Annotated in this window: 12 protein-coding genes; 9 read left to right on the forward strand and 3 right to left on the reverse strand. The window is 70.8% G+C overall.

The window, feature by feature from the left end; genetic code table 11:
• Positions 1 to 4 precede the first annotated feature (4 nt).
• The 3 genes from STARVERO_RS01190 to STARVERO_RS01200 form a co-directional block, all read right to left on the reverse strand.
• Positions 5 to 1,228, reverse strand: coding sequence for an ABC transporter substrate-binding protein (locus tag STARVERO_RS01190; RefSeq protein WP_159597618.1), 1,224 nt, complete (start codon positions 1,226 to 1,228; stop codon positions 5 to 7).
• 101 nt (positions 1,229 to 1,329) lie between these two features.
• The gene (locus STARVERO_RS01195; RefSeq protein WP_159597619.1) at positions 1,330 to 2,226 is read right to left on the reverse strand and encodes a DMT family transporter; all 897 of its coding nucleotides are present in this window, start codon (positions 2,224 to 2,226) and stop codon (positions 1,330 to 1,332) included.
• Between the two features lie 4 nt (positions 2,227 to 2,230).
• Positions 2,231 to 2,773, reverse strand: coding sequence for a GNAT family N-acetyltransferase (locus tag STARVERO_RS01200; protein WP_159597620.1), 543 nt, complete (start codon positions 2,771 to 2,773; stop codon positions 2,231 to 2,233).
• Positions 2,774 to 2,975: 202 nt separating this feature from the next.
• Between STARVERO_RS01200 and STARVERO_RS01205 the strand changes: the two genes are divergently transcribed.
• The 9 genes from STARVERO_RS01205 to STARVERO_RS01245 all read left to right on the forward strand — a co-directional run bounded on the left by STARVERO_RS01205 (position 2,976) and on the right by STARVERO_RS01245 (position 13,153).
• Positions 2,976 to 3,449: a hypothetical protein gene (locus STARVERO_RS01205; RefSeq protein WP_144343829.1), complete on the forward strand. Its 474-nt coding sequence runs from the start codon at positions 2,976 to 2,978 to the stop codon at positions 3,447 to 3,449.
• Positions 3,450 to 3,669: 220 nt separating this feature from the next.
• Complete coding sequence (locus STARVERO_RS01210; protein ID WP_244616485.1) at positions 3,670 to 4,605, forward strand: L,D-transpeptidase; 936 nt, start codon at positions 3,670 to 3,672, stop codon at positions 4,603 to 4,605.
• Positions 4,606 to 4,769: 164 nt separating this feature from the next.
• Complete coding sequence (gene ubiE / locus STARVERO_RS01215) at positions 4,770 to 5,549, forward strand: bifunctional demethylmenaquinone methyltransferase/2-methoxy-6-polyprenyl-1,4-benzoquinol methylase UbiE (RefSeq protein WP_159597622.1); 780 nt, start codon at positions 4,770 to 4,772, stop codon at positions 5,547 to 5,549.
• A gap of 4 nt (positions 5,550 to 5,553) precedes the next feature.
• Entirely contained in the window at positions 5,554 to 7,122 is a 1,569-nt protein-coding gene (gene ubiB, locus STARVERO_RS01220; protein ID WP_159597623.1) for a 2-polyprenylphenol 6-hydroxylase, read from the forward strand.
• 102 nt (positions 7,123 to 7,224) lie between these two features.
• A complete protein-coding gene (gene coaBC / locus STARVERO_RS01225) occupies positions 7,225 to 8,454 on the forward strand; it encodes a bifunctional phosphopantothenoylcysteine decarboxylase/phosphopantothenate--cysteine ligase CoaBC (protein ID WP_159597624.1) in 1,230 nt (409 codons plus the stop codon).
• Between the two features lie 11 nt (positions 8,455 to 8,465).
• Positions 8,466 to 8,939 carry a dUTP diphosphatase gene (dut, locus tag STARVERO_RS01230; protein WP_144344066.1) on the forward strand — a complete coding sequence of 158 codons (474 nt, stop codon included), beginning with the start codon at positions 8,466 to 8,468 and terminating at the stop codon, positions 8,937 to 8,939.
• 9 nt (positions 8,940 to 8,948) lie between these two features.
• Positions 8,949 to 9,392 (forward strand): RrF2 family transcriptional regulator, encoded by a 444-nt coding sequence (locus STARVERO_RS01235; protein WP_144343834.1) that lies wholly within the window; start codon positions 8,949 to 8,951, stop codon positions 9,390 to 9,392.
• Positions 9,393 to 9,513: 121 nt separating this feature from the next.
• Entirely contained in the window at positions 9,514 to 10,494 is a 981-nt protein-coding gene (cysK, locus tag STARVERO_RS01240) for a cysteine synthase A (RefSeq protein WP_144343835.1), read from the forward strand.
• A gap of 136 nt (positions 10,495 to 10,630) precedes the next feature.
• Positions 10,631 to 13,153 carry a sensor histidine kinase gene (locus STARVERO_RS01245; protein WP_159597625.1) on the forward strand — a complete coding sequence of 841 codons (2,523 nt, stop codon included), beginning with the start codon at positions 10,631 to 10,633 and terminating at the stop codon, positions 13,151 to 13,153.
• Positions 13,154 to 13,156 lie beyond the last annotated feature (3 nt).

Consider the following 13,156-nt stretch of genomic DNA (forward strand, 5'->3'; position numbering starts at 1 on the left):
GGGGTCAGTCGGCCGCCGGCCGCAGCTTCCTCACCTCGGCGTCGGAGGGCAGTACGCTGGCGCCGTCGACATAGACGGGGGCGACCATCACCCCTTGCCTGTCCCGGAGCGCCAGCGTGCCGACGAAGGCGCCGATCGTCGCCTGGTGGTCGCTCGCCCGGTAGGTGAAGGGGCCGAACGGCCCGTCGACCTCCAGCCCGGCAAAGGCATCGACCAGCTTCTCGGTGTCCGTGCCGCCCGCCTTGGCGACGCCGGCGGCGATGGACCTGATGGTGGTGTAGCCGACGATCGAGCCGAGCCGCGGCGGCTCGCCATAGGCGTCGACATAGGCCGCGAGGAACGCCTGATGTTCCGGGGTGGTGATGGCGTACCAGGGATAGCCCGTCACCACCCAGCCGACCGGCGCCTCGTCCTTCAGCGGATCGAGATATTCCGGCTCGCCGGAGAGCAGGCTGACCACGAAGGTGCCTTCCAGCGTGCCGCGCGTGTTGGCCTCGCGCACGAACTTGGCGAGGTCGGGGCCGAACAGCACGTTGAACACCGCGTCCGGCTTGGCGTCGGCGATCGCCTGCGCCACCGGGCCGGCATCGACCTTGCCGAGCGGGGTCGCCTGCTCGGCGACGAACTCGACGTCCGGCTGCGCCGCCCGGAGCAGCGTCTTGAAGGTCTCGGCGGCCGACTGGCCGTATTCGTAGTTGGGATAGACGATGGCCCAGCGCTTGCGCTTCGCCCCGATGGCGGCGGGCATCAGCATCGCCACCTGCATGTAGGTCGAGGGGCGCAGGCGGAAGGTGTAGCGGTTGCCGTCCGCCCAGGTCAGCTTGTCGGTCAGCGGCTCGGCGGCGAGGAAGAACACCTTGCGCCGCTTGGCGAAGTCGGCGACCGCCAGCCCGACATGGGAGAGGAACGTGCCGGCGATGATGTCGGCGCCCTCGCGCGTCACCAGTTCCTCCGCCACGCGGATGGCGTCGCCCGGGTTGCCGCCGTCGTCGCGCGAGACCAGTTCGAGGGGGCGCCCATCGACGCCGCCGGCCTCGTTGATCTGCTTCACGGCGAGCTGCATGCCCTTGCGATAGGGATCGAGGAAGGCGGGCTGCGCCTTGTAGCTGTTCAGCTCGCCGATGCGGATCGGCTCCGCGGCGCGGGCCGGCAAAGCGGGGATGGCGAGGAGGGAAGCGGTGAGCGCCGCGCCGAGCAGCGCCCTGCGCAGGACATTCGAAGGACGCATCACGGCACTCCATTCTGGCACGCCGACGGGGGAGGACGGCGTGCCCGATAACCTATCGCCTCCTCACACGGGGTCCAGTCCCGTCGTCGCATGGATGGCGCCTACGGGCCGATCTCGACCTCGGGCTCGCGCGCGGGCCTGGCGCGGCGCGAGGCGATGAGCGCGCCTCCGACGATGAGGGCGGCGCCGACGAGCGTGCTGATCGCCGGAATCTCGCCGAAGGCCAGCAGCCCGATGAACAGCGCCCAGACGAAGGCAGTGTATTCCAGCACGCCGAGCCGGCTGGCGTCGGCGCGGCCATAGGCCCAGGCCATGCACAGGTGCCCGGCGGTGCCGAGCATGCCGATGCCGAGGAAGAGGAAGATCTCGCTGCCCGTCGGTGCCGTCCACTGGGCGATGCCGAGCGGTGCCACCAGCACGCCGGCGAAGCTGTTCTGCAGTAGCACGATGGTGGGCAGCGGGTCGCGCGCCGCCCGGCTCTTCAGCACCACCATGGACAGCGCATAGGTCACGGCGGCGCCGAGCGCGGCGGCGAGGCCGAGGGCGTTGGTCGCCTCCTCGCCGGTGTGGCTCAGTTCGTTCCACAGCACCACCAGCACGCCGGCGAAGCCGAGCACCAGCGCGACGAAGATGGACCTGCCCGGCCGCTCGCCGAGAATCACCGCCGCGAACAGGGCGATGAAGATCGGCGAGGTGAAGGAGAGCGCCAGCGCCACCGCCAGCGGCAGCGAGGCGAGCGAGTAGAAGAAGGTCAGCGAGGTGAGCGCCACCACCACCGAGCGCCAGGCATGCGGGGTCAGCGTGGCGCGATTCGGCCAGGGCGTGCGTGTGGCGCGGAAGACGAGATAGGCCACCAGCGCGCCGAAGGCGTAGCGCATGGTCGCGATCTGTCCCACGGCATGTTCGGTGGCGGCGTGTTTCACCAGCCCGTCCATGACCGACAGAAAGCCGATGCCGGTCACCGCCACGAGAGCGGGGCCGACCTGGAAGCGGAACATGGGATCAGCTTTCGATGGGGACTGGACGGGAAGGATTGGGCGCGCCGGCTGCCGTCAGCGCCAGCCGGTAGGGGTATTCCCAGGTGTCGGAGAGGTCGTGAAGCTCGCGGGCGCCCGGCTGGCGCTGGAAGCCGCAGCGCTCGTAGAAGCGGTGGGCATCGGTGAAGCGCGTGTCGGTCCACAGCCGGATCTCCGGCGCGCCGGCCGCCTCCGCATGGGCGAAGGCGTGCTCGAACAGGACGCGGGCGACGCCGCGCCGGCGGGCGGTACGGGCCACGTAGACCTTGAACAGCTCCATCGTCCCGGCCGGCGCGTCCTCGTTGGCGCTGGGGGCGACGGCGAGCGAGCCGATCACGTCGGGTCCGCTCTGCGCCACCCAGATGATGCCGCCGCGCCCGGCGAAGTGAGTCGCGACGGCGTCGAGCTCGGGAAATTCGGCGGCACGGTCGAAGATGCAGCCGTCATATTCGGAAAAGGCGGCCTCGATCAGCGCCGCAATGGCATCGCCATCGGCATCCGTTGCCGGTCGAATCAGGAAATCGGTCACGTCGGTCACTCCGGCCGGCGCTCACCCCGTTTTTCCCGGTATGCGGGTGGGGAGGGGTTCGACGTCGCGGCGCGGGCGGACTATGTTCGGCTGGCCTTCTGGCGTAAAGCTCAATCATTATGCTGAAGTAGGAATCTGAAGTGACGGCCGGGCGCTTCATCTACGCTCCTCCGTCCCGCAGCCATCCGTCCCGGAGTGCTCAATGAACGCATCCCACCGTGTCGTCCGCCTGGCGCTCGCCGCCGCCGCTGCCGCTGTCGTCGCCGGCTGCGCCACCCAGCAGGCGGCTCCGCCGGCGCCCGCCCGGCCGCAGTTCACCTCGCCGATCTCCGCCCAGCAGGTGGTCGGCAAGTGGGGACTCGCCGCCTATCACCGGCAGGAGGACGCGACGCGTACCGAGGCGCAGGCGCGGCAGGGCTGCCGCCAGCCCTACGTCATCAACGCCGGCCCCTCGGGTGGCTTCATGATGTATCTGGCCGACGACGCCCAGGCGTCGGAAGTGGTTTCCAAGCAGGTCGGCACCGGCCCGACCTTCATCGGCCTGCCGGACGAGCCGGCCGGCGCCAAGTCCGACCGCGAGGTGCTGCGCTTCGACGGCCAGATCATGGTGCTCAAGTGGATGGATCCGGAAGTCGCCGGCCGCTACGGCACCATGGTCTATGTCCGCTGCCCGTAGGCCGGCGCGGGACTGACGCGCCCTCACGGGAAGCGCTTGCGCGCAAACGCTTCCCGGCAAGTGCTTCCCGAGAAATGCTTGCCGGCGCCTCCGGGAAAGGTTTCGTTAACCATACGGCATCAACCTGTGGTTAATTCCCCGGGGGTGCTGCATGCGCGGTGATTCGAGCCTCGTTCCGTTACGTTCTTTCCCGCGTTCGCGAGTTCTTCGCGGCCTGTGCGTGGCGGCCTTCGCCGGGCTCGCGCTGGCGGCCGGCGGCGCGGCACTCTCGCCGGCGGCGGCGCAGAGCGGCGTCTACGGCTACCAGTCCTCCTACCAGCTCTATTCGCGCGCGGCGGCGGCCGGCGGCTCCGCCTGGCGGCCGGGTTCCGCCCCGGTCTATCCCTCCGGCACCGTCCATCCCTCCGGCGGCTATGGCGTCTACGGCAATGGCAACGGGCGCGCCGCTTACGGCGCTGCCCCGCCCGCCGGCCGCACTGGCGCCAATGCCGGCGGCTTCGAGGCCGCGGCTGCGGCGGCGGGCCCGGCCCGGGCGGCCACCGCCGGCGCGGTGCGCGGCGCGACCCGGCCCTCCGCGGCGGTCGGCCGGGCGGTCGCCCCTTCCGCCGATCCCGAGCCGGCCAGCTACGCCGACGAGCCGGACGACGACTATTATGACGACGCCGCACCGCCGCTTCCGGTGCATCGCGCCTCGGTGGGCGCGCGCGGCGTCGACCGCAAGTTCGACCGCCACACGGTGCGCTACACCAGCTCCGATCCGGCTGGCACCGTCATTGTCGATACCGGCGCGCGCTTCCTCTACCTGATCCAGGGCAACGGCACCGCGGTGCGCTACGGCATCGGCGTCGGCAAGGAAGGCTTCCAGTGGTCGGGCAGCGAGCGCATCAGCCGCAAGGCCGAATGGCCGGAATGGCGCCCGCCGTCCGAGATGATCGACCGCCGTCCCGATCTGCCGCGCGTCATGCCTGGCGGCGAGGACAACCCGCTCGGCGCCCGTGCGCTCTATCTCGGCAACACGCTCTACCGAATCCACGGCTCGAACGAGCCGGACACCATCGGGCAGGCCGTCTCCTCGGGTTGCATCCGCATGCGCAACCAGGACGTCATCGACCTCTACAACCGCGTCCGCGTCGGCACGCTGGTGCGGGTGATCTGAGCCGGCCTGGCGCTCCGGCCGAGGCTCCGCTGGTCGGTGCGATACCGCGCCCCGTCCACCGCATGGCTGCCCCGTAACCACGTCCCGGCCCGCCGCTTGGATGCGCGCGGCCTCTCCGCTATGGTCCGCCCCGATTTCGGATCGAACGCGGGAGCCGCGAGCAGATGGCTGCGGACAATTTGGCCGACGGCGGCGCCGCCGACACCCATTTCGGCTTCCGGACCGTGCCGCTGGGCGAGAAGCAGCGCATGGTCGACGAGGTCTTCCACTCGGTCGCGCGCCGCTACGACCTGATGAACGACCTCATGTCGCTCGGCCTGCACCGGGCGTGGAAGGACCTTCTGGTCTCGCGCCTGCGCCCGCCGAAGAACGGCCGCTCCTTCAAGCTGCTGGACGTGGCCGGCGGCACCGGCGACGTCTCCTTCCGCACCGTCGAGGCGGGCGGGGCGGGCACCAGCGCCACCGTGGCGGACATCAATGGCGGCATGCTGGGCGTCGGCCGCGAGCGCGCCGCTGCGCTCGGTCTCGCCGACCGGGTGGAGTTCGTCGAGGCGAACGCCGAATCGCTGCCTTTCGCCGACCGCAGCTTCGACGCCGCCACCATCGCCTTCGGCATCCGCAACGTGCCGCGCATGGACAAGGCGCTTTCCGAGATGCGCCGCGTGCTCAAGCCCGGCGGGCGCTGCTTCGTGCTGGAGTTCTCGCGCGTCGACGTGCCCGGCCTCGACGCCGTCTACGACGCCTATTCCTTCAAGCTGATCCCCGGCATCGGCCGGCTCGTCACCGGCGATGCCGATTCCTACCAGTATCTCGTCGAATCGATCCGCAAGTTCCCGCCGCCGGAAGCCTTTGCCGATCTGATGCGCGGTGCCGGATTCAAGCGTGTCGACTGGACGCCGCTCACCGGCGGCATCGTCGCGTTGCATTCCGGCGTGCGGATCTGACGGCGTGGCCAGCCCCTTCGGTGATTATCTGCGTCTCGCCCGTGCCGCCTTCGTGCTGGCACGCGAAGGTGTGGCCTCGCGCATCGATCCGGCCATGCGCCCGCCCGGTTCCGAGCCGCTCTTCGCCGCCGCGAAGCTCATCGAGCGGCGCGGCCCGGCGTCGAGCGCCGCCCGCATCGGCGCCGCCCTGTCGCGGCTCGGGCCGTCCTATGTGAAGCTCGGCCAATTCCTGGCGACGCGGCCGGATGTGGTCGGCCCGCAGCTTGCCCGCGACCTCGAGCTGCTGCAGGACCGCATGCCGGCCTTCCCGCAGCAGATCGCGGAGGCGACCATCGCCCGCAATTTCGACCGGCCGGCGCTGGAGATCTACGGCACCTTCGGCCCGGCGCTCGCCGCCGCCTCCATCGCACAGGTGCATCAGGGCGAGGTCGTCGATCCCGAGGGAACGACGCGCCGCGTCGCGGTGAAGGTGCTGCGCCCGGATGTGCAGCGCCGCTTCCGCATCGACCTGTCCTCCTTCTACCGCGCCGCCCGGCTCGGCGAGCACAGCTCGCCCGAGGGGCGCCGGCTCCGGCTGGTCGCGGTCGTCGACACGCTTGCCCGCTCGGTGTCGATGGAGATGGACCTGCGTCTGGAGGCCGCCGCGCTTTCCGAGCTCGCCCAGAACACCGGCGAGGACGAGGATTTCCGCGTCCCGGCCGTGGATTGGGACCGCACCGGCCGCGAGGTGCTGACCACCGAGTGGATCGACGGCATCAAGCTCAACGATCTCGACGCGCTGCGTGCCGCCGGCCACGACCTGCCGCGGCTCGGCCGTATCGTGATGCAGTCCTTCCTGCGCCACGCGCTGCGCGACGGCTTCTTCCACGCCGACATGCACCCCGGCAATCTCTTCGTCGACGCCGAGGGCAAGCTGGTGGCGGTGGATTGCGGCATCATGGGCCGCCTCGGCCCCAAGGAGCGCCGCTTCCTCGCCGAGATCCTCTACGGCTTCATCACCCGCAACTGGCTGCGCACCGCGCAGGTGCATTTCGAAGCGGGCTATGTGCCCGAGCACCATTCGGTGGAGGATTTCGCGCAGGCCATCCGCGCCATCGGCGAGCCCATCTATTCGCGCCGCGCCGACCAGATCTCCATGGCCAAGCTGCTCACCCTGCTGTTCGAGGTGACGGCGCTGTTCGACATGAAGACGCGGCCGGAGCTGCTGCTCCTGCAGAAGACCATGGTCGTGGTCGAGGGCGTCGCGCGCAATCTCGATCCGCAGCTCGACATGTGGAAGACCTCCGAGCCGGTGGTCCGCAGCTGGATCGAGCGCAATCTCGGTCCGGTCGGGCGGATGGAGGAGGTGGCCGGCGGGCTCGGCGCGCTCGGCCGCTCGCTCCAGTCGCTGCCGGACCTCGTGGCGCAGGGCCAGCGCATCGCCGCCCAGCTCGACGCCGCCACGCGCGACGGCCTCGCCCTGGCGCCGGAGACCACCGAGGCCATCGGCCGCGCCGAAGGGCGGGGCAATCGCTGGATGACGGTGGCGCTGTGGGTGATCGCCGCGCTGCTGGCCGGGCACCTGCTTTTTTGAGTGCCGGTGTGTCTCGGCCGGACGCGATCCGGCATGTTTGGCTTTTTGCGGAAGTTTGCGGCTAGGCTATAGGGGCAGGCCAACCGGTCGCGGGGACAGTGCATGCTCGCTCAGAAGCGCATTCTGCTGATCATAGGCGGCGGCATCGCCGCCTATAAGAGCCTTGATCTCATCCGCCGGCTGAGCGAGCGCGGGGCCGCGGTGCGCGTCGTCATGACCGAGGCGGCGCAGCACTTCGTCACCCCGCTGGCGGCCGGTGCGCTCAGCCATGACCGGGTGTTCACCGACCTCTTCGACCGCGAGGCCGAGCACGATATCGGCCATATCCGCCTGTCGCGCGAGGCCGACCTCATCATCGTCGCCCCCGCCACCGCCGACCTTCTGGCGAAGATGGCGCACGGCTTCGCGGACGATCTCGCCACCTGCGTACTGCTCGCCAGCGACAAGAAGGTGCTCGTCGCCCCGGCGATGAACCCGCAGATGTGGGCGCATGCCGCCACCCGCCGCAACGCGGCGCGGCTCGCCGCCGACGGCGTCGCCTTCGTCGGTCCCAATGCCGGCGCGATGGCCGAGCGCGGCGAGAACGGGCCGGGACGCATGGCCGAGCCGCTGGAGATCGTCGCCGCCGCCGCGCGCCTGCTGGTGCCCTCGGGTCCGCTGACCGGGCGGCACATCCTCGTCACCTCCGGCCCGACGCACGAGCCCATCGATCCCGTGCGCTACATCGCCAACCGTTCCTCCGGCAAGCAGGGCCACGCCATCGCCGCCGCCGCCGCCCGTGCCGGCGCGCAGGTCACGCTCGTCTCCGGCCCGGTGAACCTGCCGGATCCCATCGGGGTCGAGGTGCGCCATGTCGAGAGCGCCCGCGACATGCTGGCGGCGGTGGAAGCCGCCCTGCCGGCGGATGCCGCCGTCTTCGCCGCCGCCGTGGCCGACTGGCGGGCGGCCAGCGCCGCCGGCGAGAAGATGAAGAAGGACGGCAACGCCATTCCTCCGCTCGCCCTCGCCGAGAACCCGGACATCCTCGCCACCGTCTCGCACCTGTCGAACCGCCGCCCGCGCCTCGTCGTCGGCTTCGCGGCGGAGACCGAGAACGTCATCGCCTATGCGCAGGCCAAGCGCGCCCGCAAGGGCTGCGACTGGATCGTCGCCAACGACGTTTCCCAGCGCAGCGGCATCCCCGGCGGAGTGATGGGCGGCGACAGCAACGCGGTGCATTTCATCACCGCCGAGGCCGTCGAGCACTGGCCGGAGGCCTCCAAGACCGAGGTCGCCGAACGCCTCGTCGCCCGCATCGCGGCCACCTTCGGCCCGCTGGAGACCGTCTCGTGAGTGCAAGCGCCGTGAGCCCCCGCGTCCCCGTCCTCGTCCTCCCGCACGGCGAGGGCCTGCCTCTTCCCGACTACGCGACGGAAGGCTCCGCCGGCCTCGACCTCATCGCCGCGCTGCCCGAGGATGCGCCGCTGACCCTCGCCCCGCTCGCCCGCGCCGCCGTGCCGACCGGCCTGTGCCTCGCCTTGCCGGAAGGCTACGAGGCGCAGGTGCGCCCGCGCTCCGGCCTCGCCCTCAAGCAGGGTCTGACGGTGCTCAACGCGCCCGGCACGGTCGATTCCGACTATCGCGGCGAGGTGAAGGTACTGCTGATCAACCTCAGCGACGCGCCCGTCGTGCTGGAGCGCGGCCAGCGCATCGCCCAGATGGTGGTGGCGCCGGTGACCCGGATTAAGCTGGTCGAAACCGGGAATTTGAACGAAACAACACGCGGTAGCGGTGGATTCGGTTCGACGGGGCTCGACGGACGGCAAATATCGCGGTAGCCAGAGGTCATGCCGCGTCTGTCCGACAAAAGTCTCCTCGCCATCGCCGCCGTCGTCGACGTCGCGCTGCACGCACGCGGCATGCCGGTGGCCGCCAAGGCGCTGGCCGCCCGCCACGAGCTGCCGCCCCGTCATCTCGAGCCCGTCCTCCAGGCGCTGGTCCATGCCGGCGTGCTCAAGGGCGTGCGCGGCCCGCGCGGCGGCTACGAGCTGGCGCGCGAGCGCCGGCGCATCACCGTGGCGGAGGTCGTCCGGGTGGTGGAAGCGGAGAGCGACGAGGCGCTCGACAGCTTCCCGCCCATCGTGCGCGATATCGTCCAGCCCGCCGTCGCGGAGGCGGAGCGGGCCTTCGAGGCGGCGCTCGACGCGGTGACCGTCGAGGACCTCTGTCGCTCGGCGGCACAGAACACGCTGCGCAAGGGTTTGCCGGAAGGTATAGATTTTACGATCTAAAACTGTTCAAATTTTGTTTTCTCGACTTGATGTCGTGAATATGGTAGCCCTGCCGGCGAAAACCGTTCGCCAATAACGGGCTAGGGCGAAGGCCCCGGCCCCCGCTTGCTGGAGGCACCCAATGGCCGAGACCGCCCTGAAGACCCCGCCCGCCGAAAAGGTCGGCCGTGGCCGCGTTTACAACTCCATCACGGAGACCATCGGCAACACGCCGCTGGTGCAGCTCAACCGGCTGCCCGCGGAACGGGGCGTGAAGGCGCGCATCCTCGCCAAGCTCGAATTCTTCAACCCGATCGGCAGCGTGAAGGACCGCATCGGCGTCTCGATGATCCAGTCGCTGGAAGAGGCGGGGGTGATCCGTCCCGGCACGGTGCTGGTCGAGCCCACCTCCGGCAACACCGGCATCGCGCTCGCCTTCGTCGCCGCCGCCCATGGCTACCGCCTCATCCTGGTGATGCCGGAATCGATGTCGGTCGAGCGCCGCAAGATGCTGGCCCTGCTCGGCGCCGAGCTGGTGCTCACCCCGGCGGCGCAGGGCATGCGCGGCGCCGTCGCCCGCGCCGAGGAGCTGGTGAAGGAACTGCCGGACGCCATCATCCCGCAGCAGTTCCGCAATCCCGCCAATCCGGCCGTCCACCGCCGCACCACGGCCGAGGAGATCTGGAACGACACCCAGGGCGAAGTCGACGTGGTCGTCGCCGGCGTCGGCACGGGCGGCACCATCACCGGCCTCGGCCAGGTGCTCAAGCCGCGCAAGCCGGGGCTGCGCATCGTCGCCGTCGAGCCGGAGGACAGCCCGGTGCTGTCCGGCGGCCAGCCCGGCCCGCACAAGATCCAGGGCATCGGCGCCGGCTTCGTGCCGGAAGTGCTCGACCGTTCGGTGATCGACGAGGTGGTGACGGTCGGCAACCAGACCGCCTTCGAGACCGCCCGCGCCATTGCGCGGCTGGAAGGCATCCCGGTCGGCATCTCCTCGGGCGCGGCCATCGCGGCGGCGCTGGAGGTCGGCGCGCGCCCGGAAAACGAAGGCAAGACCATCGTCGTCATCATCCCGTCCTTCGCCGAACGCTACCTTTCTACTCCGCTCTTCGAGGGGCTCTGACACTTCGGGCGGCCGGCGGCGCCGCCGGCCCTTCTAGTGCGACTCCCGCTTCGGTAAAGTCTCGGTGATTCGGTGTCCGTCCGCGAGGCGTGCACCGGCCGAGGGGACGGCAGTCGGCAAGGGGAGGCGGGCGCGGATGGCGCATCCGGCCGGCAAGGGCGGAGCTGGTGATGGAAGCTGGGGCGAAGGGCGCCGCGCGGCGCGCGCCGTCGCCCTGTCCGGTCTCGCGCTCCCGTCCCTGCTCAGTTCCGGCGCCCTCGCGCAGACCGCGCCTCCCGCCTCGTCGGAGGTCTTCGCCGTCCTCGCGGTGCAGGAGCCGAGCACGCTGATCGGCCTTGCTCTGGTCGTCGGCCTCATCGTCTTCGCCACCACCACCGCCATCGTCCATCTGCGTTTCCGCCGCCAGTCGCTGCACCGCGAGGCCGAGGCGTTCGGCGAGATCTCCCGGCTCGAAGCCCAGATCGACGAGGCACGCGCCCTGCTGATGGCCGAGCCGCAGATCGTCGTCGTCTGGCGCGATCCCGCCGCCGATCCCGAGGTCATCGGCAACACGCCCGCCTTCACCGGCGTCGCCGCCCCCGCCCGCATCCTCGCCTTCGGCTCCTGGCTCACGCCGGCCTCGGCGCGCGAGATCGAGGCGGCGGTGGACCGTCTGCGCAGCCGTGGCACGCCGCTCGCCGCCACCCTCGCTACGCAGGATGGCCGTTTCGTCGAGGTGGACGGGCGCCCTGTCGGCTCCGCCGTGGTGCTGCGCCTGCGCGACATCACCGGCGTGCGGCTCGATCAGGCGCGCTTGCAGGAAGCCTATCGCGCCCTCGACGAGGAAAGCTCGGCGATGCGCACCCTGCTCGACGCGCTCCCCGCGCCGGTCTGGATCGGCGGGGAGGGCGGCCGGCTGCGCTGGAGCAACGCCGCCTACGCGCATGCGGTGGAAGCCCGGGACGGGCAGGACGCCGCCCTTCGCGATCTCTCGCTGCTCGACCAGCAGAGCCGCGTGCAGGCGCAGAAGGCGCATGCCGCCTATCTGCCCTTCAAGGCGCGCCTGCCGGTGGTCGTCGCCGGTTCGCGCCACGTGCTCGACGTGCTGGAGGTTCCCGCCGGCGGCGGCGCCGCCGGCATCGCGCTCGATGCGACGGAAGCCGAGACGGTGCGGGCCGAGCTTGCCCATGTCGTCGGTGCGCACCGGCGCACGCTGGACCAGCTTGCCACCGCCGTGGCGATCTTTGGTGCCGACCAGCGCCTCGTCTTCCACAACGCCGCCTATGCCAGCCTGTTCGAGCTCGATCCGGCCTTCCTCGACGACCGCCCCACCGACGGCGCGGTGCTCGACCGGCTGCGTGCCGCCCGCCGCCTGCCCGAACAGGCGGATTTCCGCGTGTGGCGCGAGGATCTGCATTCCGCCTACCGCGCCATCGAGCCGCGCGAGCACTGGTGGCACCTGCCGGGCGGGCGCACGCTGCGCGTCGTCACGGCGCCGAACCCGGAAGGCGGCATCACCTATCTGTTCGACGAGGTGACGGAGCGCCTCGCGCTGGAAAGCCGCTACAATTCGCTCACCCGCATCCAGAGCGAAACGCTGGACGCGCTGGCCGAGGCCGTGGCGGTGTTCGGCAGCGACGGCCGGCTCGGTCTCTCCAATTCCGCTTTCGGCCGGCTCTGGCACCTCGACGCGGCGATGCTCGATTCCCATCCGCACATCGACGCCGTGGCGCAGGCATGCCGGCCGCTCACCACCGATGTTTCCGTGTGGACGCGGCTCGGCGCCGCCGTCACCGGCATCGAGGCGCGCGTGCCGATGGAATTCCGCATGGAGCGCAGCGACGGCACGATCCTCGACGGCTCCACCCAGCCGCTGCCGGACGGCGGCACGCTGGTCACGCTGCGCGACGTCACCGACACCGTGCATGTCGAGCGCGCGCTGGTGGAGCGCAACGAGGCGCTCGTCGCCGCCGACCACCTCAAGAGCACCTTCGTCAGCCACGTCTCCTACGAGCTGCGCTCACCGCTCACCACCATCATCGGCTTCGCTCAGCTTCTCGACGACACCGGCATCGGCCCGCTCAACACTAAGCAGCGCGCCTATGTGAACCACATCACCGAGAGCTCGGCGGCGCTGCTCGCCATCATCAACGACATTCTCGACCTCGCCACCATCGACGCCGGCGCCATGGCGCTGGACCTCGCCGATGTCGACGTGCGGGCGGCCATGGAAGCGGCCGCCGAGGGCGTGCGCGACCGTCTTGCCGAGGGCGGCATCCGCCTGTCCATCGAGTTGCAGAACGCCGCCGGCAGCTTCCGTGCCGATGCCAAGCGGGTGCGGCAGATCCTCTACAATCTGCTGTCGAACGCCGTCGGTTTCGCCCCCGAGGGGTCCGCCGTCACGCTCTCGGCCGAGCGCCGCGACGACAAGGTGATCTTCCGGGTCCGCGACATGGGGCCGGGCATTCCGCCGGAGATCGGCGCCCGCATCTTCGACCGCTTCGAGAGCCACACGGCCGGCTCGCGCCATCGCGGCGTCGGCCTCGGGCTGTCCATCGTCCGGTCGCTGGTGGCGCTGCATGGCGGCACGGTGAGCATCGCCCCGGCGCAGGGTGGCGGCACGCTCGTCACCTGCACCTTCCCGCTGGAAGCCGGCGCGAGCCGGGACGCGGCGGAGTAACCG

The sequence above is a fragment of the Starkeya nomas genome (assembly GCF_902703545.1).
In the GTDB taxonomy this organism is placed as follows: Bacteria; Pseudomonadota; Alphaproteobacteria; order Rhizobiales; family Xanthobacteraceae; genus Ancylobacter; species Ancylobacter moscoviensis.